20 protein-coding genes are annotated in these 23,405 nt (G+C 66.0%); 12 read left to right on the top strand and 8 right to left on the bottom strand.

Annotated features, from left to right (window positions below):
• Positions 1-5 precede the first annotated feature (5 nt).
• The 3 genes from purU (at position 6) to MTR66_RS08865 (ending at position 2,584) form a co-directional block, all read left to right on the top strand.
• Positions 6-863: a formyltetrahydrofolate deformylase gene (gene purU, locus MTR66_RS08875; protein WP_243919888.1), complete on the top strand. Its 858-nt coding sequence runs from the start codon at positions 6-8 to the stop codon at positions 861-863.
• 71 nt (positions 864-934) lie between these two features.
• On the top strand, positions 935-1,333 hold the full coding sequence (locus tag MTR66_RS08870; protein WP_243919887.1) for a VOC family protein: 399 nt from the start codon (positions 935-937) through the stop codon (positions 1,331-1,333).
• Positions 1,334-1,516: 183 nt separating this feature from the next.
• Positions 1,517-2,584 carry a GGDEF domain-containing protein gene (locus MTR66_RS08865; RefSeq protein ID WP_243919886.1) on the top strand — a complete coding sequence of 356 codons (1,068 nt, stop codon included), beginning with the start codon at positions 1,517-1,519 and terminating at the stop codon, positions 2,582-2,584.
• 52 nt (positions 2,585-2,636) lie between these two features.
• Here MTR66_RS08865 and MTR66_RS08860 read toward each other — a convergent pair whose 3' ends face one another.
• The gene (locus MTR66_RS08860; RefSeq protein ID WP_243919885.1) at positions 2,637-3,104 is read right to left on the bottom strand and encodes a protein-tyrosine phosphatase family protein; all 468 of its coding nucleotides are present in this window, start codon (positions 3,102-3,104) and stop codon (positions 2,637-2,639) included.
• 76 nt (positions 3,105-3,180) lie between these two features.
• On the opposite strand from MTR66_RS08860, the gene MTR66_RS08855 reads away from it, so the two are divergent.
• The 3 genes from MTR66_RS08855 to MTR66_RS08845 all read left to right on the top strand — a co-directional run bounded on the left by MTR66_RS08855 (position 3,181) and on the right by MTR66_RS08845 (position 5,579).
• The gene (locus MTR66_RS08855; RefSeq protein WP_243919884.1) at positions 3,181-4,059 is read left to right on the top strand and encodes a dienelactone hydrolase family protein; all 879 of its coding nucleotides are present in this window, start codon (positions 3,181-3,183) and stop codon (positions 4,057-4,059) included.
• Between the two features lie 105 nt (positions 4,060-4,164).
• Positions 4,165-5,133 carry an SPFH domain-containing protein gene (locus tag MTR66_RS08850; RefSeq protein ID WP_243919881.1) on the top strand — a complete coding sequence of 323 codons (969 nt, stop codon included), beginning with the start codon at positions 4,165-4,167 and terminating at the stop codon, positions 5,131-5,133.
• On the top strand, positions 5,133-5,579 hold the full coding sequence (locus tag MTR66_RS08845; RefSeq protein WP_243919880.1) for an NfeD family protein: 447 nt from the start codon (positions 5,133-5,135) through the stop codon (positions 5,577-5,579). Before MTR66_RS08850 ends, MTR66_RS08845 begins: the two co-directional genes overlap by 1 nt.
• Positions 5,580-5,597: 18 nt before the next feature.
• Here MTR66_RS08845 and MTR66_RS08840 read toward each other — a convergent pair whose 3' ends face one another.
• The gene (locus MTR66_RS08840) at positions 5,598-6,584 is read right to left on the bottom strand and encodes a CorA family divalent cation transporter (RefSeq protein ID WP_243919878.1); all 987 of its coding nucleotides are present in this window, start codon (positions 6,582-6,584) and stop codon (positions 5,598-5,600) included.
• 123 nt (positions 6,585-6,707) lie between these two features.
• Between MTR66_RS08840 and msrB the strand changes: the two genes are divergently transcribed.
• Together msrB and MTR66_RS08830 are read left to right on the top strand one after the other, a co-directional pair.
• Positions 6,708-7,106: a peptide-methionine (R)-S-oxide reductase MsrB gene (msrB, locus tag MTR66_RS08835; RefSeq protein WP_243919876.1), complete on the top strand. Its 399-nt coding sequence runs from the start codon at positions 6,708-6,710 to the stop codon at positions 7,104-7,106.
• A 281-nt stretch (positions 7,107-7,387) separates the two neighbouring features.
• A complete protein-coding gene (locus MTR66_RS08830; RefSeq protein WP_243919874.1) occupies positions 7,388-9,607 on the top strand; it encodes a transglycosylase domain-containing protein in 2,220 nt (739 codons plus the stop codon).
• Between the two features lie 13 nt (positions 9,608-9,620).
• On the opposite strand, the gene MTR66_RS08825 is transcribed toward MTR66_RS08830, so the two are convergent.
• The 4 genes from MTR66_RS08825 to hflK all read right to left on the bottom strand — a co-directional run bounded on the left by MTR66_RS08825 (position 9,621) and on the right by hflK (position 15,274).
• A complete protein-coding gene (locus MTR66_RS08825; RefSeq protein WP_243919871.1) occupies positions 9,621-11,423 on the bottom strand; it encodes an aspartyl protease family protein in 1,803 nt (600 codons plus the stop codon).
• 184 nt (positions 11,424-11,607) lie between these two features.
• Entirely contained in the window at positions 11,608-13,140 is a 1,533-nt protein-coding gene (locus MTR66_RS08820) for a Do family serine endopeptidase (RefSeq protein WP_243920230.1), read from the bottom strand.
• Between the two features lie 140 nt (positions 13,141-13,280).
• A complete protein-coding gene (gene hflC / locus MTR66_RS08815; RefSeq protein WP_243919869.1) occupies positions 13,281-14,120 on the bottom strand; it encodes a protease modulator HflC in 840 nt (279 codons plus the stop codon).
• Positions 14,120-15,274, bottom strand: a complete 1,155-nt coding sequence (gene hflK, locus MTR66_RS08810; protein ID WP_243920223.1) for a protease modulator HflK — start codon at positions 15,272-15,274, stop codon at positions 14,120-14,122. Before hflK ends, hflC begins: the two co-directional genes overlap by 1 nt.
• Positions 15,275-15,465: 191 nt before the next feature.
• Here hflK and MTR66_RS08805 point away from each other — a divergent pair, with 191 nt between their 5' ends.
• From MTR66_RS08805 to MTR66_RS08790, 4 genes are all read left to right on the top strand, one after another.
• Positions 15,466-16,458 (top strand): Mrp/NBP35 family ATP-binding protein, encoded by a 993-nt coding sequence (locus MTR66_RS08805; protein ID WP_243919867.1) that lies wholly within the window; start codon positions 15,466-15,468, stop codon positions 16,456-16,458.
• Positions 16,458-18,716 (top strand): molybdopterin cofactor-binding domain-containing protein, encoded by a 2,259-nt coding sequence (locus tag MTR66_RS08800; RefSeq protein ID WP_243919865.1) that lies wholly within the window; start codon positions 16,458-16,460, stop codon positions 18,714-18,716. Before MTR66_RS08805 ends, MTR66_RS08800 begins: the two co-directional genes overlap by 1 nt.
• Positions 18,716-19,729 (top strand): ferrochelatase, encoded by a 1,014-nt coding sequence (gene hemH, locus MTR66_RS08795; RefSeq protein ID WP_243919864.1) that lies wholly within the window; start codon positions 18,716-18,718, stop codon positions 19,727-19,729. The genes MTR66_RS08800 and hemH overlap by 1 nt, the downstream gene beginning before the upstream one ends.
• A gap of 135 nt (positions 19,730-19,864) precedes the next feature.
• Complete coding sequence (locus MTR66_RS08790) at positions 19,865-20,863, top strand: helix-turn-helix domain-containing protein (protein WP_243919862.1); 999 nt, start codon at positions 19,865-19,867, stop codon at positions 20,861-20,863.
• A gap of 13 nt (positions 20,864-20,876) precedes the next feature.
• On the opposite strand, the gene MTR66_RS08785 is transcribed toward MTR66_RS08790, so the two are convergent.
• Positions 20,877-21,764: a cupin-like domain-containing protein gene (locus tag MTR66_RS08785; protein WP_243919861.1), complete on the bottom strand. Its 888-nt coding sequence runs from the start codon at positions 21,762-21,764 to the stop codon at positions 20,877-20,879.
• Positions 21,765-21,912: 148 nt separating this feature from the next.
• The gene (locus MTR66_RS08780) at positions 21,913-23,334 is read right to left on the bottom strand and encodes an aldehyde dehydrogenase family protein (protein ID WP_243919860.1); all 1,422 of its coding nucleotides are present in this window, start codon (positions 23,332-23,334) and stop codon (positions 21,913-21,915) included.
• Between the last annotated feature and the right edge of the window lie 71 nt (positions 23,335-23,405).

The raw sequence follows: 23,405 nt of genomic DNA, 5'->3' as shown, positions 1-23,405 counted from the left end.
GCCTCATGTCCGAACCGCTGATCCTCGCCCTGTCCTGCGCCGACCGGCCGGGCATTGTCGCCCGCGTGACCGGCTATCTCATGCAGATGGGCTGCAACATCATCGAGGCGCAGCAGTTCAACGATCTCGATGAAGACAAGTTCTTCATGCGCGTCGCGTTCGATCCCGGCGAGGCCGACCGCGAGGAAGTGCGCGAGGGCTTCGGCCGGATCGCGCACGAATACGGCATGGCCTGGTCGATGCTGCGGCGCGACCGGCCGCGCCGGGTGCTGCTGCTGGTCAGCAAGTTCGACCATTGTCTGGCCGATCTGCTCTACCGCCAGCGCATCGGCGAGATCGCGATGGAGATCGTCGGCGTCGTCTGCAATCACCCGCGCGAGGCGATCAATTCGCTGATGCTGGGCGGCGACATCCCGTTCTACCACCTGCCGGTCACCAAAGAGACCAAGGCGGAGCAGGAAGCGCAGATCCGCGCGCTGGTGGAAGAGACACGCGCCGAACTGGTGGTGCTGGCGCGCTACATGCAGATCCTCTCGGACGAGATGGCGGCGTATCTGTCGGGGCGCTGCATCAATATCCACCACTCGTTCCTGCCCGGCTTCAAGGGCGCCAAGCCCTATCATCAGGCGCACGCGCGCGGGGTGAAGATGATCGGCGCCACCGCGCACTACGTGACCGCCGATCTCGACGAAGGGCCGATCATCCATCAGGATGTCGAACCCGTCACCCATGCCGACACGCCCGAGGACATGGTACGCAAGGGCCGCGATATCGAACGCCGCGTGCTGGCCGAAGCGGTGCGCCTGCATCTGGAAGACAGGGTGCTGATCAACGGCAGCCGCACGGTGGTGTTCCAAAGCTGATCTTTCGCGTTCCCGCTTGCGCTGGAGGGCCAGTTGGCCGAGGTTGGCAGGCAGGAAAGGGAGAGCACGCCATGCACGTCAGCGGCCTCGATCACGTCAACATCCTGACGGATGATCTCGACAGGACCGCCCAGTTCTATGAACGGCTGCTGGGGCTGACCCGTACCGAAAATCCGGCGATCCCGAAGAATTTCAAGGGCGCCTGGATGCGTGACGGGCACGGGAACGCGATCATCCATCTGGTGTGGAAGGACCCGGCGATGGAGCGCTACGCCGAATATATGCCGGGCGCGCCGACCAATGCCGTGCATCATGTCGCCTTCAAATGCACCGGATTCGATCAGGCGGTCGCGAAGCTGGAGGAAATGGGCCTTGCCCACCGGGTGAGCGACAAGCGCCATCTGGGGCTGCGGCAGGTTTTTGTTACCGATCCCAATGCGGTGAATCTGGAGCTGAATTTCGCGGATTGAAAGGGCGGTCTGCCCCGGAACCGAGGCAGTGCGGGTGGGTGAAATCGGCTATACCAGCGTATAAGTGTTGCCGCTCCCCCTGGTTCTCTCCTATGGCTCCATCCCCGAAGACCGGGATGCCGCCAGTGGCATTCTACAATCGATTGTGTCTGCCGTTTGCCAGTTCGCGGAAAGAGGGGGGTAATGCTCAAGGGGTTGCTCGGTCTAGGCCGGAATGCGGAAGGGCCCGATAGCGGAAAGCCGCATGGCAAGGCCAGCGGTGCCAGCGCGCGCGATCTGGCTCGCCAGCAGCTTATCGACGATATCGGTACCTTCCTGATCGGCAACGATCTGGACATCTCCGAGGCCAATCTGACCGCCGCATTCGGCATCTGTTCGGGCAGCACCCCGGCCGTGGCCCAGAAATACACCGAGCTGCGTGCCGAAGGGCATCCCGTCACCCAGACTTGGATCGACGAGCAGCGCGGCGGCACCAGCGATACGATCGCCAGAATCGCCGACAAGCTGGACCGCTCTCTGGAAGACTTTGCCTCCACCAGCCGCGACGCCCGCAAGACGGCTGCACAGTATTCCAGCGAGATGCAGGTGCACGTCGAAAAGGCCAGCGAGATGCAGGAGCGGGAAGAGATCCGCAATCTGGCGACGCTGGCCATGGCGATGCTGGAGCGCACCCAGCATCTTGAGCAGGAAATGCACCGCAGCGAGCGCGAGGCCGCGGCGCTGCGCCGCCGCCTGGCAAAGGCCCGGCGCGATGCCGATCACGATCACCTTACCGGCCTGCCCAACCGCCGGGCCTTCGAAGGCCTGCTCACGCGCCAGTATGCCGAGGCGGAGAGGCGCCATGAAGCGCTGAGCGTGGCTTTCTGCGACATCGATAACTTCAAGCGCATCAATGACATTCACGGCCACGATACCGGCGACCGGGTGATTCAGGCCATTGCGGGTGCGCTGGCCAAGATCAGCGACGACAATTGCCATGTCGCCCGCCACGGCGGCGAGGAATTCGTCATGCTCTTTCGCGGGCTGGACAAAGTGGAGGCCGCTTTACGGCTGGACGAAGTGCGCGAGACTTTCGCCAAACGCAGCTTCGTCAACCGTCAGAGCGACGAGCCGATCGGGCAGATCAGCTTTTCGGCCGGGGTTGCCGATGTCTTTGCCTATCCATCGAGCCGCGATGCGCTCAAGGCGGCGGACGTGGCGCTCTATGCCGCGAAAGCGCAGGGCCGCAACCGGATCGTTACGGCCGGATAGGGGGCGGGCTGGTGCCGCGAAATTCGCGCCCAGCGAATTTCCAAACGCACTCTTAGCCGCCGTCCACGAACCGCGCCCAGGCGGGCGCGTGCTGGTTCGTGCTGGTGGTGGGATTCCATTGCCTGTGCATCAGCGCGCGGGCCTCTTGCTCATCCATGCCCTGCGCCCGGTTCCAGCGGTAGAGGAACGCCGAGACGCGCCAGTTCATGATGCAGTGGACGTGGACGGCACTTTCGCCTGCGTCTTCCATGGCGCGAGAGAAAGCGGCAAGATGGCTCTCGCCCGGCGCATCGAACGGCACCGGGATATGGTCGTAGGCCAGTCCGGCAGCGGCCATCAGGGCGGCCTCGTCCGCCAGCGCGCCGGGGGAATCGGCCAGTGCCAGATTGATCACCCGCGCCACCCCCAGCGCGGCCAGCCGCTGCGGATCGGCGGGAGACAGGCGCCCGGACGTGGTGATCCGCGCATCGATGCGCTGCCAGCAGGCGATGTCCTGGGGATCCTGTGAAAATTCCGTCATTTCAACTCCGGGCTCGTCTGCGGGGCCGGTACAGGCTAGCCTGCCCGGTGCCGGGGGCAAGACTGGAGAATTCAGCATGTGTGACGAATTTACCGTTTCGGCAGAAGAGGCCGCTCTGGAGCGGCGCGGGCTGGACCGCCGCCAGTTCGCGGCGCTGAGCGCGGCCGGGCTGGCGCTGGCCGGGTGTTCGGGGAGCGCCGTCAAGGCCAGCGGGGGCAGCGATGTGAGCGAGAAGATGGTCTCGATCACCACGGCGGACGGCGTGTGCGATGCCTTTTTCGTGCATCCGGCCAAGGGCACGCATCCCGGCGTGGTGATGTGGCCGGACATCGCCGGGCTGCGTGACGCCTTCAAGATCATGGCGCGCGGGCTGGCTGCGGAAGGCTACGCAGTGCTGGTGGTCAATCAGTACTACCGCTCCGCCCCGGCGCCGGTCATGCAGAGCTTTTCCGAATACCGCACGGCGGAAGGGCCGGAGAAGATCCGGCCGATGCGCGAATTGCTCGATCCGGCGGCGATCACGCGCGATGCGCAGGCCTTCGTGGCTTTCCTCGACCAGCAGGGCGAAGTCGATACGGCGCGCGGGATCGGCTCCAACGGCTATTGCATGGGCGGCCCGTTCACGGTGCGCGCGGCGGCGGCCGTGCCCGCGCGAGTAAAGGCGGCAGCCTCGTTCCATGGCGCGGGGCTGGTGACGGGGATGCCGGACAGCCCGGATCAGCTTCTGGCCAAGACGCAGGCCAGCTTCCTTTTCGCAATCGCGCGCAACGACGACGAACGCCAGCCCGAGCAGAAGACCATGCTGCGCAAGGCCGCCGATGCCGCCGGGCGCCCGGCCGAGATCGAGGTCTATCCCGCCGATCACGGCTGGTGCGTCGCGGATTCCCCGGCTTACGATCCCAATGCGGCGGACAAGGCGTGGAAGCGGATGCTGGCGCTCTACGCCAAGCTGTAAAAGCGCGTTCCGGGAATGCCTGCTCCGGGCATTCCCGGTTTTGCTTGCCGCCCGGCCCGCGCCCGCTAGGATCGCCCTTCGATAAGATGGGAAAGTGAGCTGGGTATGGCGGGTATCGGAAGTACGCTGATCGCGTTGATCGTCGTGGTAGCGGTGTTCCTGATGATGGGCGTGCGCGTCGTCAGGCAGGGCTACGTCTATACGATCGAGCGGCTGGGCAAGTTCACGCTGGCGGCCGAGCCGGGGCTGCACCTCATCATCCCATTCGTCGACCGGGTCGGCCAGAAAGTGAACATGATGGAGCAGGTGCTCGACATTCCGGGGCAGGAGATCATCACCAAGGACAATGCCATGGTCGGCGTCGATGCGGTGGTGTTCTTTCAGGTGCTGGACGCGGGCAAGGCGGCTTACGAGGTACACAACCTCTATGCCTCGATCATGGCGCTCACCACCACCAACTTGCGCACGGTGATGGGCTCGATGGACCTCGACGAGACCCTGTCCAAGCGCGACGAGATCAACGCGCGGCTGCTCGCGGTAGTCGATCATGCGACCTCGCCGTGGGGCGTGAAGATCACCCGCGTGGAGATCAAGGATATCCGCCCGCCGCTCGACATTTCCGAAGCGATGGCCCGTCAGATGAAGGCCGAACGCGTCAAGCGCGCCGAAATCCTGGAGGCGGAGGGCGACCGCGCGTCCAACATCCTGCGCGCCGAGGGTGAGAAGCAATCCGCGATCCTCGAAGCCGAAGGCCGCCGCGAAGCCGCTTTCCGCGACGCAGAGGCGCGCGAGCGTTCGGCGGAGGCGGAAGCCAGGGCAACGCAGATGGTATCGAGCGCGATTGCCGAGTCCGGCAGTCAGGCCATCAACTACTTCGTCGCGCAGAAGTACACCGAAGCGGTGCAGGCCTTCGCGACCTCGCCCAATGCCAAGACGATCCTGTTCCCGGTCGAGGCGACCCAGCTCATCGGGACGCTCGGCGGCATCGGCGAACTGGCCAAGGAAGCGCTGGGCGGCAATGACAAGGGCGCTTCCGGCCGTTCCAGCGTGCCGCCTGCGGGCCGGGGGCAGTGATGGACGTGCTGGGAGACTTCGAGTTTCACTACACCTGGCTGGCGCTGGGGCTGATTCTCGCGGTGGCCGAAATGGCGATTCCCGGCGTCTTCCTGATCTGGATGGCGGCGGCGGCGCTGGTGACGGGGCTGGTCGCCTGGATCGTGCCGGTCGGCGTGCCGCTGCAGATCGTGCTTTTCGCCGTGCTGTCGATCGCCGCCGTGTTCACCGGCCGCCGCTATATCGCCCGCCATCCGGTGGAGAGCGCCGATCCCAAGATGAACGACCGCGGCGCCCGCGTGGTCGGCGAGACGGTGGTGGTGACGCAGGCCATCGAAGGCGGACAGGGCCGGGTCAAGCTGGGCGACAGCGAATGGCTGGCCAAGGGCGCGGACGCCCCGGTGGGCACGCGCCTGCGCGTGGCCGGGCATGATGGCGTGGTGCTGGAGGTCGCGCCGCTCTCGTAAGGACAAGCGACGCGCGCTCTACCGGAAGAACCCGCGCGTCCGCAGGAACAGGTAGGTTGCCAGCGCGGCCCCCGCAGCAACCAGCGTGGCGCCCAGCGTGCCGTCGCGCCCGGTCAGCGGCAGGCCGCCGGTGTTCATGCCGAAAATGCCCGTCACCAGAGTGGTCGGCAGCAGCAGGGCGGTCATCACCGAAAGGATATAGAGGTTCTGGTTCATCCGCAGGTTGGACTGGTCGTTGATTTCGTCGCGCACCGCGCGAAGCTGGCTGAGCACGCTCTGGATATCGCCGTCCGCGCCCTGCACCCGCTGCGAGAGCTTTTCGACGGTGGGCAGGATGTCCTCGGGCAAGTCCTCGTCGAGTTCGAGGCGGCGGAACACGCTCTGCATGCCTTCCAGCATGCGGTGCAACTGGGCGAGGCGGCGGCGGATGTCCATCAGCCGGTGGCCGCTGGGCACTTGCCGTTCCTCCACCAGCGCATCCTCCGCTGCCTGCACTTCGGAAGAGAGGCTGCCGGTGATGCGGGCGAAGTTTTCGAGGATGGCGCCGACGATCAGGTCCAGCCCGCGCGCGGGCGAAGTGACGATCTCGCTGTCGCGCAGCCGCTTGCGGGCAATGTCGGCCGAGCCGATCGGGTGGTGCCGGGCCGAGACGATCAGGCCCGGCGTCAGCACCACGCGCAGCGCGCCGATACGGCCGGTGTCGCGCACGTCGAAATCGCGCTCGAAATCGTGGAGCACGCAGGCGACGGTCTCGGCCTCCACCAAGGCGCGCTGGTGCTTGTCCTGCGAGAGCAGGATCTCGCGCGCGGCGGGGGAGAGCTCGGGCGTGGTCCTCACCCACAACAGCGTGCCGTGATCGGCCAGGTTGAGGTGCAGCCAGCGCACGAAGCCGTCATGCGGGCTGTTGCAGTTTTCCACCTCGCGCCGTTCGCCCGGCGCGAAGTCGATGCCCCAGATCAGCCCGGGGCCCTGCCCCATCGGGGCCCGTTCGTGGGGTTGCTCCATGTCCTTCTCCTCACCGCTGCGCCGCCTCATCCTAGCATGGAACGCAGGTGGGCGGGGGATATCCGCTGCACTGGAAATACCGGGGCCGAAAGGCCATATTCGCAGGCAAGGAGAAGCGAGACGATGACCGAAAAGCTCAATCTTACCGAAGCGGAATGGCGCGAGAAGCTCTCGCCCGAGCAGTACCATGTGCTGCGCGAGGGCGGCACCGAGCGCGCTTTCACCGGCAAGTACGAGAAGAACAAGGCGGAGGGCATGTATTTCTGCGCCGGATGCGGCGCGCCGCTGTTCTCGTCCGGGACCAAGTACAATTCGGGCTCCGGCTGGCCGAGCTACACGGCACCGGCCGGGGAAGAGGCCGTGACCGAGCACCGGGATGTCTCGCACGGCATGGTCCGCACCGAAGTGACCTGCGCGAAGTGCGATGGGCATCTGGGCCATGTGTTCCCGGACGGGCCGGGGCCGTCCGGGCTGCGCTACTGCATCAACAGCGCTTCGCTGGATTTCCAGCCGGAGGAATAGGCGCTAGGACGGATCGGCATTCAGCCCTGACGGCCTGCAAATGGCGCTTTTGCACGCTTCCGGTGCTCACGTACATGAAGTACGCTGCGCTCCGGCTCGCGTAAAATCACCATTTTCGGCTCGCCATCTTCTGAATGTCGATCCGTCCTAGGCCGGGCAGGATTTCGACCAAGGGCGGAGGGGAACCGGCAGGCGCTGTTAAGCCCGGGTTACAAATTGCCGTGCAAGGTGTAGGAAGCGACCGGACATCTTTGTCTTCTAGAAGGGTTTCTTCCTAACACATGGCCAAGAATTCCGGCCGGAGCCGCAAGCCGAGCGGCCCTTCCTCCCGAAAGAAAAAGCCGCTCTGGCGCCGTATCCTGCGCAGCCTGTTCCTCTGGGGCACGGCCGCCGCAGTGCTGGGCGCGATCTTCCTGGGCACGGCCGTCTATTTCACGATGCGCGAGCTGCCCAGCTACAGCGCGCTCAAGAGCAGCCAGAACGGGCAGATGATCGTGGTGCGCGCGCGTGACGGGACGGAACTGGTCTCGCTTGGGCCGAGCTATGGCCGCTGGCTGCAGGGCGACCAGATCCCGCCGATCATGAAGAAGGCCATGGTCGCGGTGGAAGACCGGCGGTTCTATTCGCACTTCGGCGTCGATCCGCTGGGCCTGCTGCGCGCGGTCTATACGGCCGTGACGGGGGACAAGCGGATCGCCGCGACGTCCACACTGACACAGCAGCTGGCGCGCAACATCTTCCTCAACAATTCGCGCAGCTATGTCCGCAAGGCGCGAGAGGCCGTGCTGGCGCTGGCGATGGAGCGCAAGTTCAGCAAGGAACAGATCCTCGAACTCTACCTCAACAAGGTCTATTTCGGCGGCGGTGCCTATGGCATCGATGCCGCCAGCCGCAAGTTCTTCGGCCATCCGGCGACGGAGCTTTCGACATCGGAAGCGGCGATCATCGCGGGGCTGGTGAAGGCGCCGTCCAACTATTCGCCCACCGCCGATGTCCAGGCGTCGATTGATCGCGGCAAGGTCGTGCTCGGGCTGATGGCCAAGAATGGCGCGATCTCGCAGGCGGAAGCGGACGCGACGGATCTTTCCAAGGTCAAGATCGCCAAGGAAGAGGGCCAGAACTCGGTCCGCTACTTCACCGACTGGGCGCTGCCGCAGCTCGATCTGCTGCTGCCCGAAACGAACGAGCCGATCGAAGTGTGGACCACGCTCGATCCGAAGATGCAGAGAGCCGCGACCGCCGCGATCGACAAGGATGTGCCCAAGGGTGCGCAAGGCGCGCTGGTCAGCCTCGACAAGGACGGCGCGGTTCTGGCGATGGTCGGCGGCACCGATTACGTCACGTCCAACTACAACCGGGCGACGAGCGCCTTGCGCCAGCCGGGTTCGGCATGGAAGCTGTTCGTCTACATGGCCGCGCTGGAGGCAGGCTACACGCCGAGCGACCGCGTGGTGGACGAGCCGGTGACAATCGATGGCTGGAGCCCGCACAACGCCGGGCGCAACTATGCCGGTGAAATCGACGTGCGTTCAGCCTTTGCCTATTCGAAGAACACCATTGCCGCGAAGCTCGGCAATGACGTGGGCTTCGGCACGGTCGCCAGCATGGCGCGCCGCTTCGGCATCACCACCCCGATCAACACCCAACCCGCCATGGTGCTGGGCACCTCCGAAGTGCGGGTGATCGACATGACCCGGGCCTTTGCCGAAGTCTCTGCGGGCGGATACTCGGTGGAGCCTTATGGCATCACCAAGGTGACGGCGGCCAATGGCGATGTGCTCTACCAGCACAAGTCGGTGCAGGGGCAGGCGCTGGTGCCGCACTATGTCGTGGCCGGGATCACAGACCTGCTGCAGACGACGGTTGCCACCGGCACTGCCCGCGCTGCGCAGCTCGGGCGTCCGACGGCAGGCAAGACGGGCACGACGTCTTCCAACAAGGACGGCTGGTTCCTGGGATTCTCCAGCGGGATCACCACAGGCGTGTGGATGGGCCGCGACGACGCCAAGCGGGTGGGCGGCCTTTCCGGCGGCCATGCGCCTGCGCGGGCCTTTCACGACTACATGGTCGTCGCCGTGGCCAATCGCCCGGTCGAGCAGTTTGATACCAAGCTGCAGTTGCCCGAATGGCAGCTCGAACCGGACGATGAGATGCTTCAGGGCGATCCGGACGACTATTACTACACCGACGAGAACGGCAACCTCGTGCATCCGGGCACCGGCACCCAGTACGAGGATCCGCCACGCTATGACGACGGCGCCGTCGGACCGGGGCCCGGGCCGGGCACGCCGCAGGTGCCGGATAACAATGATCCCAGGAGCGGCGATCCTCAGAACGGGAACGTGCCGCCTGCTGCCAACGACGATTTCCTAGACCGGGCCACGGGCCGGGGCGCGCCTGCGCAGGACCCGGGACTGCGCCCGGGACAGGGCCTCGGCACCGCGCCGCGGCCTTCGCCGTCACCCTCTCCGGCGCGGGCGGCGGGCAACGGCACGCCCTAGGCACTCCCTAGGCTCAGGCGCCGATGCCGTAGCGGTTGGCGTCTTTGGCGATCTTGGGATCGAGCGTCGTGGCTGCCGCTTTGTCAGCCTCGCCTGCGGCGGTATCACCTTGGCGGATCTTGATCAGGCCGCGCACATAGAGCGACCAGACCAGTTTGGGTTGCAGCTTCAGCGCGGCATCGTAGTCGGCCAGGGCCTTGGCCATGTCTCCCCGCCGGAAATGGACAAGGCCGCGGCTGTCGAGATAGGCGGCCTTGGCGCCATCGCGCTTGATGGCCTTGTTGCAATCCTTGAGCGCTTCGCCGAGTTCGGTGTTGGCAAGGGCGCGGGCCCAGCAGCGGCCGTTCAGCAGGCTGCCCAGCCGGGCGTCGGCGCGGTGGAGCTTGATCACGTCGTCGAGCATGGACACCGCGCGTTGCGGCTGCCCCAGGCTCTCGAACAGGAACGCCAGCCCCGCAATGTCGAGCGAGGCGGAATGGGTGGCTTTTGCGGCCGCTTCGGCATCGGCCAGCGCCCCGGCCTTGTCACCATCGCGAAGCCGGTTGAAGGCCCGTGTGCGCAGCAGTTCGCCATTGCCGGGATCCAGTTCGATGGCCTTGTCCAGATCGGCACGGGCCCTGGCCGCCGTGCCGCTGCGGCGATAGGCATTGGCCCGGTCGCTGTAATACCCGGCATTGCCGGGTTCCAGGCGGATCGCTTCGGTCAGGTCGGCAATGGCCTTTGGAAACGCTCTCTGGGCCGCCAGCGCATTGCCGCGCCTGGCAAATTCGTCTGCGGTTTCGGGTTCCGTATCGGGGTTCTTCACAGCTTTAACGCGCTGGGTTCCCGGGGGCAGCGGGACCGCCGCGGTGCTTGCAGCCGATGCCATGCGCGAAGATCCGGACAGGAAAGGTTTGCCGCCGCTGTATGTGAAATAGATCCGTTTCTGGCTGCGCGCCACGTAGATGTGGTGTGCCAGCATGAAGTCCGCGCCCAGCAGCATGTCGGGAGCCTCGGGGGTGTCCGCGATCGGGCCGTCGATCACGGCAAGATGCGTTTTGAGTATCTGTTCATCGCCGATCGAGACATTCTCGACCGGGGCGATCCAGCCCTTGGAGACATGCCTGCCCAGGCCGCCCATTCTGGACACCGGCGTAACCCCGGAACCGGAAAGATCGATCCCGGCGCGCTCGGCGGCTTTCCGGCTGATCAGCGAGGTTGGCGCCCCGGTGTCGAACGCCGCATCGATCCTGGCACCGTTTATCGTGACGTGCAGACGGAACACGTGATCGCGCCTGTTCGCGGCGGTAAGAAGCGGGGCCACGAAGTAGGGCTTGCCATGGGCCCAGTAGGCCATGCCGTACTTCTTGCAGTTATGGGGCATGAAAAGCTTGACCGAGCCGTGCGCCAGATCGAATTCGGTATCGGCAATGGCCAGAATGTTGCGGCCGACAAGGCCGTTGCCCACGTCCGTTCCGCCAACGAGGAACTGGACGTTCTTCAATTCCTGCCCGACCAGCCCGAAAGATTTGATGGTAGCGACCTGTACGGTGGCGGAACCGCCCACTCCGATCAGCCGGAGACCAAAAGGCGCAGCGGACAACGGCAGGTCCAGCTCGTTCGCCTTGGCGGCGGGCATGACGCTGAAGAAGGCCCCGCTATCCAGCCAGAAGGCCGTGTCCCTGCCATTGACTTTCACAGGAACGCTGGGGCGCAATCCGTCCATCGTGACAGGAAGATCCACGAGCAGCCCCAGCCTGCATTCGGCGGCCTTGGCCGGGCTGGCGAGCACGGCCGGAAACAGAGCCGCGAGGAGAAATGGTCTGGCCGCTTTCATCCTGATCCTTTCAAAACACGGGCGGAAACTCCGGAGTCGTTACACGCCGGGGAGCGCCGCAGGCAGTGAAAGAACTTTAATCAGAGAGAGATGTGCAGGCGCCGTGCCGGGTTAGGCGTACAAAACAAAACGCCCGCCGGGATCAACCGGCGGGCGTCTTAGTGTGTCTGTGCCGTTCGCGCGGTCAGCGCATGCGGACCGGCACGAAGACCGGCGACTGGCCGCGGGGCTGGACGCGCAGCAGCAGGGCCGAGCGGCCATCGGCCTTGGCGGCCTTGATCGCGGATTCAAGATCGGCTTCCGAGGTCACGTCGCGCCCGTTGGCGGACAGGATGATGAACCCGCGCGAGAGGCCTTTCTGCCCGGCGTCCGAACTGGGATCGACAGCGACGACGACCACGCCCTTGGTGTCGTCCGATGCGCCGAGCTGCCGTGCGATCTGCGGGGTCAGCGGCGTGACCGAAAGACCGAGGGCCTTCTCGATATCGCCCTGTTCCTGCTGGGCGGGCGGATTGTTGAACGGATTGTTGTCGTCGTCATCCCCGTTGGAGGAGAACGACTGGGCCAGTTCCTTGTCGCTCGGGCGCTTGGCGACCGTGGCGTTCACCGTCATCTTGCGGCCGCTGCGGATCAGTTCGATCGGGATGCGGCTGCCGGGTTCGGTGTTGGCCACCAGATAGGACAGCGACTGGTCCTTGGTCACTTCCTTACCGCCGACCTTGACGATCACGTCACCGGCCTTGATGCCGGCCTTGGCGGCGGCGCCGTTGGGCTCGACCGCCTGGATGAACTCGCCCTTGTTGTGCTCAAGGCCCAGCGAATCGGCCAGATCGTCGTTCAGCGGCTGGATGCGCACGCCCAGATAGCCGCGCTCGATGGCCTCGCCCTTGATCAGCTTCTGCACGATCGGCGCAGCGGTTTCCGCCGGGATGGAAAAGCCGATGCCGACGCTGCCGCCGGTGGGCGAGAAGATGGCGTTGTTGATGCCGATGACCTGCCCGTTCATGTCGAACATCGGGCCGCCCGAATTGCCGCGGTTGATCGCGGCGTCGGTCTGCAGGTAGCGGTCATAGGCGCCGCCGTTGCCGGTGTTGCGGTAGACGGCTGAGATGATACCCGAAGTCACCGTGCCGCCCAGACCGAACGGGTTGCCGATGGCAATCACCCAGTCCCCCACGCGGGCATGGCGCGAATCGCCGAACTTCACGAACGGCAGCGGCTTCTTGGCATCGATCTTCAGCACCGCGAGGTCCGACGCGGCATCCTTGCCGATCAGCTTGGCCGGATATTCGTTGCCATCGGCCATGGTGATCGTGATCGATTCGACCTCACCCTTGCCTTCGGCGGTGATGACGTGGTTGTTGGTCACGACATAGCCATCGGCCGAGATGATGAAGCCGGAGCCCAGCGACTGCGCCTCGCGCGTCTGCGGGCTGGCGCCGCCCGGACTGCCGAACAGGCCTTCGAACGGGGTGCCGGCAAAGGGGTTGTTGCTCTGCACCTTGATGCGCTGGCGGGTGGAGATGTTGACCACCGCGGGGGCCAGCTGCGCGGTCAGGTCGGCAAAGCTGGCAGGGGCCCCGGCTTTCGGGACCACTTTCGATATCTGGCTCGCTTCGTTCTGGGCGACCTGCGCCCCGGCGGGAAAGCCGGTTGTCAGTGAAAGGGTCGCGCCCCCGAGAAGGAGCGCCGTCGTCAATCCATAAGCGTATCGCACGGGCTTCACGTCCTTTGATTCCTCCGTTGTGGCGGCGCCTTGGCGCCATCCCTTCGACCCCGGCCCGATTGACGCCCTGACGGCTTAACCGGGATTGAATGGGGGCGGTGTTGAGCCCTTTTTTGGCGCTTTTTAGCCGATTATGGGGCCTTGAAGCGTTTCAGGTAGGCGTTGTCCGGTGACAGCAGGAAGGTCTTCGCACTGTCGCCCTTGGCAAATGCGACTCGATAGCTCTGCATCGAGCGGTAGAAGTCATAAAAAGCCGGATCCTTGCCGAAGGCATCGGCATAGATCTTGGCCGCCTGCGCTTCCGCGTCGGCCCGGATGATCTGCGCGTCGCGCTGGCCTTTCGCCTTGATCGTCTTGGCTTCTTCCTGGCGGGAGGCTTCCATCCGGGTGAAGGCGCTGGCCAGCGCGCCTTCGGGCAGGTCGGCGCGCTTGATCCGCACGTCTACGACCTGTGCGCCGTATTCACGCGCTTCGCGGTCCAGCAGGTCACGGATGTTCGCCATCGCCTTGCCGCGTTCGGCGGTGAGCAGCGACTGGAACGTGCGCTTGCCCAGTTCCTGGCGCACGACCGAGGAAAGGATGGGTTCGAGCTGCTGAGTCACCCGCTCGGTCGTGCCCGCGGCCTGAACCATCTTGACCGGATCGATGATGCGGTAGCGGGCATAAGCATCGACGTTGAGGCGCTGTTGATCCGTCGAAAGGACCTGCTGCGACTGCATGTCGACCGAAAGCAGGCGCTTGTCGATGCGCTGCACGCGTTCATAGCCGGGAATGCGCCAGTGAATGCCGGCCTGGGTCTGCCCGAAATCCGCCTTGGGATCGTAGGCGTTGTACACGCGCACAGGCTTACCACCCTGGATGACGACGGCCTGCTGATCCTCGGGCACGATGATGATGCTCATCATCACGCCGGCCACGATCACCGCCAGCACGATCAGGGCGGCTTTGTAGTTCTGCCACAGGTGCTGCATCACTGGCCTCCCTTGGCGGTGACGGTGGTGGAAGGGGCGGCCTCTTCACGCCGTTTCACTTCGGGAAGCGGCAGATAGGACGTCACGCCCTTGGCATCGGCAACGACGGTGTCGTTGTCCTGCAGGACGCTTTCCATCGTTTCGTAATACATGCGGCGCTTCGTCACTTCGGGGGCCAGCTTGTACTGTTCGTAGACCTTGTCGAACTGCGAGGCGTTGCCCTGCGCGCTGGCGAGCTGCTGCTGCGCCCAGGCACGGGCCTCGCTGCGGTCGCGCTCGGCTTCCTGCTGGGCGACCGTCACCTGCTCGAAGGCAGCCTTGGTCTTGGCGGGCGGGTCGGCCTTCTTGATCTCCACGCCCTGCACCGCGACGCCCGACTTGTAGTAGTCGAGAATGCGCTGCATGCGCTCGCGCACGTCCTGCTCCACCTGGGCGCGGCCCGCCCCGGAAATGGCATCGTTGAGCGAGATCTGCGCGATCGAGGCGCGCATGGCGGCTTCGGCCACTTCGCGCACGGTTTCCTCGGGATCGCTGAGGCGGAACTTGTAGTCCTTCAGGTTCTTGATGTTCCAGCGGACCAGATAGCTGAGATCGACGAGGTTCTTGTCGCTCGTCAGCATCAGCTTTTCGTTGTCGCTATCCGGGATCATGTCGACCCGGAACGAGCGCACGTCTTCGATGTCGACCTGCTCGATCGGCCAGGGCAGCGTCAGGCTGATGCCGGAATCGATCGGGCGCGCGTATTTGCCGAACATCGTGACGATGCCCTGCTCCTTGGGGCCGACCATGTGGACCATGGAAAGGCCCAGCAGCGCCGCCACTGCCACGCCGATGCCCAGCGGCAGCCAGGACTTGCCGTCCGGGCGGCGCGGCATTTGCGGAAAGCCGCCGCCGGGGCCGCGCGGACCGCCGCCCGGCTTGCGCGGGCCGCCGCCGCGGAAGATGTCCTCTATGCTGGCAGACCTGCGAGGCGGGGTTTCGCCGCTGGGCAGCCACGGGTTGCGCGGTCCGCTTTCGCCGCTGCTGCCCCCATTGCTACCTTCGTCCGGGGTATCCCCCCCCGACTTGTCATCGCCGCCTTCGCCGTTGGGTCCGTCGCCGTCACCGCCGCCGTTTCCACCGCTGCCTCCCCAGGGGCTGTTGCGGCCTGCCATAGCCAGTCCATCGCCTCCACCCGGGGTCATTGTCGCATCACCGATTGCTTTCATGGGGCTATCTATAAGAACCCGTGCCGCAAATAACAGGGCCTCTCTTGCCCTTTTTCCGCGACTGGGCCACCTGAGCGGCAATCCCGCCGCCCGAAGGGGCGGCACAAGACGGCACACGGTGCCAATCCGGAGATTGCATGACCAACGACGCTTCCGATCACCTGAAGACATTTCTGGCACCGGAAGCCGCCGCACGGGTACAGTCGCTGCGGCTGGCCGATGGCCGGGTGACGATCGTGCTCGACGCGTCCGGCCTGGATGCCCGTGCGCGGGCCGGGCTGGAAACTTCCGTCACCAGCGCGCTGGAAGCGGTGCAGGGCGTTTCCGAAGTGCGCGTGGCGCTGATGGCGGACAAGCCCGATGGCGCGGGCGCGGTGAAAGCGGCTCCGCGCATCATCGCGGTCGGCTCGGGCAAGGGCGGCGTCGGCAAGTCCACCGTATCGGCGAATCTGGCCGTCGCGCTCTCGCGGGCAGGGTGCAAGGCCGGGCTGGTCGATGCCGATATCTACGGCCCTTCGCAGGCGCGGCTGCTGGGCACCGAAGGCCAGCGCCCGGTCGCGCATGACAACCGTCTGGTGCCGGTGGCGAGCCGGTGGGGCGTGCCGGTACTGTCGATGGCGCACTTGTCCGATCCGGGGCAGGCGATTGCCTGGCGCGGGCCGATGGCCTCGGGCGCGCTGACGCAATTGCTCGAAGGGCATTGGGACGATGCCGAAGTGCTGGTGGTGGATCTGCCGCCGGGCACGGGCGACATCCAGCTTACCATGCTGCAGAAGTTCAAGCCCGCAGGCGCGGTGATCGTCTCCACGCCGCAGGATCTGGCGCTGATCGATGCGGCGCGGGCGGCCGAACTGTTCGAGAAGGGCGGCGTGCCGGTGATCGGCATGGTCGAGAACATGGCCGGTTACGTGTGCCCGCATTGCGGCGAAACGAGCGATCCGTTCGGCAGCGGCGGCGCCGAAGCCTGCGCCCAAACGATGGGCGCCGATTTCCTGGGCCGCATCCCGCTCGATATCGCGATCCGCCGGGAAAGCGACGCAGGCACGCCCACGGCGGCGGGCGAGGGGCCGCAGGCCGATGCTTTCGCGGCTCTGGCGCGCAAGGTCGCGGACTGGCTGGACAGCCACTGATGGCGGTATCCCGGCGCGGCATCCTGATCGGGGCGCTGGCCGGAGGCGGGCTTGCGCTGGGCTATGCCCTGCGCCCGCGCCATTTTCCCCTGCCGCTGACGCCGGGCGAAGGCGAATTCGCGTTCGATGCCTGGATCAAGATCGGCACGGACGGGGTCGTCTCGGTGGCCGTGCCGCAAGTGGAGATGGGGCAGGGGATAACCACCCTGATCCCGCAGATCGTGGCGCATGAACTGGGTGCGGACTGGCGGCAGGTGGCGGTGGAACCCGCGCCGGTGAGCGCGCTCTATGCCAACTTTGCGCTGGCCGCGCGCTGGGCGCCGCTGTGGATGCCGCTCATGCCTTCGCTGGCGGACGATCCGGACGGGTTCGTCACCCGCCGCTGGGCCGAGGATCACCGTTTCAACGCCACCGCCGATGGCATGTCGCTGGCGGCCTATGAAGCTCCCGCACGCGCGGCCGCTGCCTCGGCGCGGGCGATGCTGATGCAGGCCGCCGCTGCGCGCTGGAACGCCGCCTGGGAAACATGCGATACGCAGGACGGCTTCGTGGTGCATGAGGGCAAACGCCTGCCGTTCGGGGCGCTGGCCGGGGAGGCCGCGGCTTTCGCGCCGCCGCCCACGCCGCCGTTGCGCCCTGCCGCCATGGCCGAGGAGCCCGGCCAGTTCCCGCCCGGCGCGCCGCTGGGCTATCCCCGGCTCGACCTGCCGTCCAAGGTCGATGGCTCGTGGACTTTCGCCGGGGACGTGCGGCTGCCGGACATGCTCCATGCCGCGATCCGCCATGCCCCGCTGGGCGTCAGCGCCTCGCTGGCCGGGATCGACGAGGGGCCTGCCAAACGCATGAAGGGCTTTGTGCAGGCCGTGAAAGGCGATGGCTGGGTGGCCGCCGCCGCGCGCGACTGGTGGACCGCCGATACCGCACTGACCCGGATGAAGCCGCGTTTCAAGGTCGCCGCCGGGATCGAGAGCTCTGGGATCGACAATGCGCTGGACGACGCGATGCGCGCCGGGCCGGTGCACCGCATCCATGCCTCGGGCGACATGGCGGTGGTGAAGGGCGGCTTGCCGCTGCAACTGCGCTATGAGGTCGCCCCGGCCGTGCATGCCACGATCGAGACGGCCAGCGTGACCGTGCGGCTGGAGAATGGGCGGCTGGAGATCTGGGCCGGCACGCAAGTGCCGGAGGCCACACGTGTGGCCGCGGCGCGGGCCGCTGGGATCGAAGTTTCGCAAGTGGTGCTCTATCCGATGCCCTGCGGCGGCAGTTTCGACCGGCGCCTGGAGTTCGGCCATGTGGTGGAAGCGGTGGTCATCGCGAAGGAAACCGGCCGCCCGGTGCAGCTTACCTGGTCCCGCAGCGAAGAGATGCGCGCAGGGCTGCCGCGCGCGCCGGTCGTGGCGGTCATGGCCGGGCGGTTCGATACCGATGGCGGGATCGCGGGCTGGCGCGCGCGCGTGGCGATGCCGCCCAGCGCCCAGGAGTTCGGCCGCCGCCTGTTCGGCGGGGACAGCCCTGCCGAAGCGATCCGCGCCGCCGCCGGAAAGGCGGACCCGCTCGCGCTGGAAGGCGCGGTTCCGGTCTATGCGATTCCCCACGTCGCGGTCGATCACATCCCGGTGGAAATTGCCCTGCCGGCCGCGCGCCTGCGCGGCAATGCCCACGGCTACACGGCCTTCTTCAACGAGAGTTTCGTCGATGAAATGGCGCACAAGGCCGGGCGCGAGCCGCTGTCCTACCGCATGGCGATGCTGGGCAAGGATCCGCGTCTGGCCGAATGTCTCCAGCGCGCCGCGGCGCTGGCGCAATGGGGCGGCGGCGGCGATAACAGCGGGCAGGGCATTGCCTGCCATGTGATCGGGGAAGGCCGCATCGCCGTGGTCGCCAGTGCCCGGCGTGACGAGAACGGGGTGCGGGTGGACAAGCTGAGCGCCGTGGCCGACATCGGGCGCATCGTGAATCTCGATATCGCCCGCCAGCAGATCGAGGGCGGGCTGGTGTTCGGCCTCGGGCTCGCGCTGGGCTGCTCGATCCGCTACGAGGGCGGACGGCCGGGCGCCGAGCGGTTGAGCGATCTCAGCCTGCCCGCACTGGCGGAGTGCCCGGCGATCGACGTGGCTTTCGTCGAAAGCGCGGCCGAGCCTGCCGATCCGGGCGAACTGGGCGTTGCGGTGGCCGCGCCCGCCGTCGCCAACGCGCTGTTTTCCGCAACGGGGCTGCGCTTTCGCCGCCTTCCGCTGTTCGATGAGGAATTGTGATGCTGCCGCCCGATCATCCCCCCGTAGCGGCCTCCGGCACCGGTGTGCTGCTCGTCAATCTCGGCACGCCCGATGCGCCCACGCCTGCCGCCGTGCGCCGCTATCTGGCGGAATTTCTCTCGGACCCGCGCGTGGTGGAAATCCCGCCTGTCATCTGGAGGGCGATCCTGCACGGGGTGATCCTGCGCACCCGTCCGGCCAAGTCCGCCCATGCCTATGCCCAGGTCTGGACGGACAAGGGCTCTCCGCTCGCGGCGGTCACGGCCGCGCAGGCCGAAGGGCTGCAGGTGCGGCTGGGCGAGGGCGTGCAGGTCGATTGGGCGATGCGCTACGGCAACCCGTCCATTCCCGCGAAGCTGGAAGCGATGAAAGCGGCCGGGTGCGATCGCATCCTGATCGCGCCGCTCTATCCGCAATATTCGGGCGCGACGACGGCTTCGGTGATGGATGCTTTGGGAGATGCCTTGCGCGCGATGCGCTGGCAGCCTGCCATCCGCACGCTGCCGCCCTATCACGACGATCCCGCCTATATCGCCGCGCTGGAAGAGGATATCGCCGCGCAAATGGCCGGGCTCGATTTCGAGCCGGAAGTGCTGCTGCTGTCCTTCCACGGCATGCCCGAACGCACGCTGCACCTGGGCGATCCCTACCACTGCCATTGCCGCAAGACCGCGCGTCTGCTGGGCGAGCGGCTGGTACAGCGGCTGCCGGGGCTGCGGGTCGAAACTTCGTTTCAGTCGCGTTTCGGCCGGGCCAAGTGGCTCGAACCGGCGACCGAGTCCGTGCTGGAAAACGAAGCGAAAGCAGGCACCCGGCGTCTGGCCATTGCCGCGCCGGGCTTTTCCGCGGACTGCGTGGAAACGCTGGAGGAGCTGGCGATCCGCGGGCGCGAAGTGTTCGAAAGTGCGGGCGGGGAGCGCTATACCACGCTGGCCTGTCTCAACGATCGTGCGCCGGGCATGGCGATGATGGAAACGCTGGTGCGCCGCGAACTGACGGGCTGGTGGCCTTGAGGGCATGCCGTCGAAGCTACGCGGCGGCGGCTGGCGGGCTTGCAGGGATTTAACCCGGGCGTATCGGTATCATTCTTGACTTGATCCTTTTTTGTTCCATTCTTGTTCCTATCGATGAGCAGGGAGTCGGAACAGATGCGCGAGACGGATTTTCTTCAGCCGGACTTTGCCTATTCGTCCCGGGCGGCGGACCGGGGCATGGCGCCAGGCGGTCTGCCGGTGGCGCTATCGGTCTTTGCGGACCGGGCGCACTTGCGCGCCACTATTCAGGACGATGCGCAAGCGGCAGGGCTTACCGTCACAGCCGCCGGGGCGCTGGCAGATCTGCTGGAAGGTTCCGCGCAGCCGCTCGGCGATGTCGTGCTGGTCGATTGCCCGCAAGCCGATGCGCAGACGCTGGCGGCGCTGGCCCGGCTCGATATGCGGGCCGCCCGCTGTGAGGCGCGGCTGATCGTATCGACCAGCGTGGCCGCGCTCGATGCGGTGTTTTCCTGCATGGACCAGTCCGCGCCGGTGCTGCTGGTCGATCCCAACCGCGCCGAACGGGTGATCGCGCTGGGGCAGGTGCTGGCCGGGCTTGGCCCGTCCCGCCTGCGCGAGCTTTCCGAAGACGACCGGCTGATGCTGCTGCGCTTGTCGGAGCAGGTCGGGCAGATTGCCGGAACGATCGAACGGCTCGCGCCCGATGGTACGGTAGTCAAGGATGCGGGGAACGGGGCTTTCCGGTTCGCAAGCGTTGCTTCGGGGCGGATGATCGACGAGATCGGATTGCCGAAGAACGGGAACCGCTATGCCGCCCGGCCGCCGCTTCCCGATGCACGCTTGGTGCGCAAGATCATCCGCCAGCGCCAGCAGCGCGCGCGGTATTTCGATTCGGGTCTGTTCGCCGATCCGGCCTGGGACATGTTGCTTGACCTCACGGCCGCGCGGGTAGAGCACAAGCGCGTTTCGGTCACTTCGCTGTGCATCGCCTCTGGCGTTCCGCCGACTACGGCCCTGCGCTGGATCGGGCAAATGGTTGAAGCGGACCTGTTTGCGCGCGTGTGCGATGACAGCGACAGGCGGCGTGCCTTCATCGAATTGACCGACAAGGCCGCCGAAGGCATGGCCCGCTACTTTGCGGACAGGGGCTGACCGGGCCGGGCGTTCAGGTGGCCGGCGGTTTCGGCCTCAGCATGGCATTCGCCCGCTCTATCGCCCGCCAGATCAGCGCCTTGCCCATGTTCCGCGCCGGGAAGGGGCGCGGGCTGGCGGGATCCAGGCCGAACTTGCGCAAGGCGCGATTGAAGGCGCGGGCGTCGGCTTCGGCATAGCTCCATTCCGAACGCCAGGTGATCGATAGCGAGATGGAAGGTGCGCCGGGGCCGACCTGCACCCAGTGCGGCGATTTCACCGGGACGTGGATGGCCTCGCCCGGGTTGATGGTGATGGCCGTGCCGCGTCCGGCGAAGTCCTGCGAATAGGGCAGGTTGCGGTGGTGCTCTCCCATGTGGAAGGCTTCGTGCACGCGGGGCGGGCTGATCGCTTCGTCTCCGGCGGGAAACAGCGTCATCGTCTTCGATCCGGCAAGCTGGAGCAGGATGTTGTGTTCGGGATCGAAGTGAAACGGCGTCACAGCGTTGGGGGAGGATACGAAGATGAATCCCTCATGCCGCAGCATTTCGCCCGTGCGCGGGAAGACGGTGCCGTTGAGTTCGCCCAGCACGCTTTCGAGCAGGGCGGCATAGGCCGGGATCTGTTCGATCCGCTTGAGCACGACCCACGATCCGCTCTCACCGATGTTGCGGATGGTTTCCACCACGCCAAGGCTGCTGGCCGGAACGTCTTCCGGAGCGATGCCGATGGGCAGGGCGCCGGGATTGTATTCGATGCTATCTTCGGGAAGCGCGGCGGCCAGCGTGGCCAGGGCATCCAGCGTCAGCAGCGGCTCGTCGGTGAGTGTGTGCTCCAGTTTGCAGAACTGTTTGGGATAGGCAGCCGCGAACGCGGCCTTGGCGGCGTCACCGAAAACTTCACCGTGGGTATGGGCGGTCATGGAACGATCCTTCCTTGTCGCTCCCACGCCTTAGGCGGCATCGGTTAAATTCTGGTTGGAACGGGCCGCGTCGATGCAGCCAGCGCAAAACGGCCCGGATGCCGCAAGACATCCGGGCCGCTTGCAAATTCCGGCGCGAAGCGTCCGGTCAGGCCGGGTTCCAGCCGATCACCGCCTTCACTTCCAGATATTCGTGCAGCCCGTATTCGCCCCATTCGCGCCCGTTGCCCGAACGCTTGTAGCCGCCGAACGGAGCGTGGAAGTCGAAACCGCCGTTCACCCAGATCGCGCCGGTGCGTATCTTGCGCGAAACCTCGCGGCAGGCATCGAGATCCTCGCCCGAGACATAGCCGCCGAGACCGAAATTCGAATCGTTGGCGATTTCCACGGCATGGTCCAGATCGTCGTAGCCGATGATGACGAGCACCGGGCCGAAGATCTCCTCGCGTGAAATCACCATGTCGTTGGTGCCCACGAACACGGTGGGCTTCACGTAGCAGCCCTTGTCCAGCCCTTCGGGGCGGCCCGGGCCGCCGGCGACCAGTTCGGCGCCTTCTTCCAGACCCTTTTCGATATAGCCCTGGATGATGTCGTACTGGCTCTTGGAGACGACCGGGCCCATGGCGAAGTTGCCGGTGGGATCGCCCACGGTCACGGCATTGGCAGCCTCGGCAGCGGCCTTCTTCACCTCTTCCATGCGCGAATTGGGCACCAGCAGGCGCGAACCGGCCGAGCAGGTCTGGCCCGAATTGCCCATCATGCCCGCCGTCGCGCCCGCGACATGGGTGGCGAGCGAGGCGTCGTCGAGCACGATCCACGCGCTCTTGCCGCCCAGTTCCAGCCCGACGCGCTTGACGGTATCGGCGGCATCCTTCTGGATCTGCACGCCCACCGGCTCGGAGCCGGTGAAGGAGATCATGTCCACGTCCTCATGGGTGGAAAGCGCGGTGCCGATTTCGCTGCCCTTGCCCTGCACCATGTTGAAGACACCGGCGGGCACACCCGACTCGTGCAGGATCTCGGCGAGGATCTGGGCCGAATAGGGAGCGAGTTGCGGCGGCTTGAGGATCATCGTGCACCCGGCGGCGAGCGCGGGGAAGATCTTCACGCAAGTCTGGTTCATCGGCCAGTTCCACGGCGTGATCAGCCCGCACACGCCGATCGGCTCCTTGCGGATCAGGGTAACGCCGCGCTCTTCCTCGAACTTGAAGGTCTTGAGCACTTCGATCGCGGTATTGAGGTGGCCGCTGCCAAGCATGGTGTGGAAACCGCAGGCGAGCGGACGCGGGGCGCCCATCTCTTCCATGATCGCCTCGCCCAGTTCCTCTTCGCGCCTGGCGTATTCGGCCTGAATCGTCTGGAGCAGTTCGAGCCGTTCCTGCGCAGACGTCTGCGAATAGCTGGCGAAAGCCTTGCGCGCGGCGGCGACGGCGAGATCGACATCGGCAGGCGAGCCGAGCGAGATGGTGCCGGAAACGGCTTCGGTGGCCGGGTTGATGACTTCCGCCGTGCGGGGGGTGATCGGATCGACAAAGCGGCCGTCGATGTAGAACTGGGTGTAGTTGCGCATGGTAGTCTCCCATTCCTCCCCGGAACGGGGAGGGGGACCATGCGCAGCATGGTGGAGGGGCACAGGCGGTT

It is taken from the genome of Novosphingobium beihaiense, from assembly GCF_022832375.1.
Lineage (GTDB): Bacteria > Pseudomonadota > Alphaproteobacteria > Sphingomonadales > Sphingomonadaceae > Novosphingobium > Novosphingobium beihaiensis.
This window is presented reverse-complemented; position numbering and strand designations above follow the sequence as displayed.

Bases quoted from the DNA above. Each gene is read 5' to 3' on its own strand.
- purU (WP_243919888.1), top strand. From the start codon at position 6: ATGTCCGAACCGCTGATCCTCGCCCTGTCCTGCGCCGACCGGCCGGGC.
- MTR66_RS08870 (WP_243919887.1), top strand. From the start codon at position 935: ATGCACGTCAGCGGCCTCGATCACGTCAACATCCTGACGGATGATCTC.
- MTR66_RS08865 (WP_243919886.1), top strand. From the start codon at position 1,517: ATGCTCAAGGGGTTGCTCGGTCTAGGCCGGAATGCGGAAGGGCCCGAT.
- MTR66_RS08860 (WP_243919885.1), bottom strand. From the start codon at position 3,104: ATGACGGAATTTTCACAGGATCCCCAGGACATCGCCTGCTGGCAGCGC.
- MTR66_RS08855 (WP_243919884.1), top strand. From the start codon at position 3,181: ATGTGTGACGAATTTACCGTTTCGGCAGAAGAGGCCGCTCTGGAGCGG.
- MTR66_RS08850 (WP_243919881.1), top strand. From the start codon at position 4,165: ATGGCGGGTATCGGAAGTACGCTGATCGCGTTGATCGTCGTGGTAGCG.
- MTR66_RS08845 (WP_243919880.1), top strand. From the start codon at position 5,133: ATGGACGTGCTGGGAGACTTCGAGTTTCACTACACCTGGCTGGCGCTG.
- MTR66_RS08840 (WP_243919878.1), bottom strand. From the start codon at position 6,584: ATGGAGCAACCCCACGAACGGGCCCCGATGGGGCAGGGCCCCGGGCTG.
- msrB (WP_243919876.1), top strand. From the start codon at position 6,708: ATGACCGAAAAGCTCAATCTTACCGAAGCGGAATGGCGCGAGAAGCTC.
- MTR66_RS08830 (WP_243919874.1), top strand. From the start codon at position 7,388: ATGGCCAAGAATTCCGGCCGGAGCCGCAAGCCGAGCGGCCCTTCCTCC.
- MTR66_RS08825 (WP_243919871.1), bottom strand. From the start codon at position 11,423: ATGAAAGCGGCCAGACCATTTCTCCTCGCGGCTCTGTTTCCGGCCGTG.
- hflC (WP_243919869.1), bottom strand. From the start codon at position 14,120: ATGCAGCACCTGTGGCAGAACTACAAAGCCGCCCTGATCGTGCTGGCG.
- hflK (WP_243920223.1), bottom strand. From the start codon at position 15,274: ATGGCAGGCCGCAACAGCCCCTGGGGAGGCAGCGGTGGAAACGGCGGC.
- MTR66_RS08805 (WP_243919867.1), top strand. From the start codon at position 15,466: ATGACCAACGACGCTTCCGATCACCTGAAGACATTTCTGGCACCGGAA.
- MTR66_RS08800 (WP_243919865.1), top strand. From the start codon at position 16,458: ATGGCGGTATCCCGGCGCGGCATCCTGATCGGGGCGCTGGCCGGAGGC.
- hemH (WP_243919864.1), top strand. From the start codon at position 18,716: ATGCTGCCGCCCGATCATCCCCCCGTAGCGGCCTCCGGCACCGGTGTG.
- MTR66_RS08790 (WP_243919862.1), top strand. From the start codon at position 19,865: ATGCGCGAGACGGATTTTCTTCAGCCGGACTTTGCCTATTCGTCCCGG.
- MTR66_RS08785 (WP_243919861.1), bottom strand. From the start codon at position 21,764: ATGACCGCCCATACCCACGGTGAAGTTTTCGGTGACGCCGCCAAGGCC.
- MTR66_RS08780 (WP_243919860.1), bottom strand. From the start codon at position 23,334: ATGCGCAACTACACCCAGTTCTACATCGACGGCCGCTTTGTCGATCCG.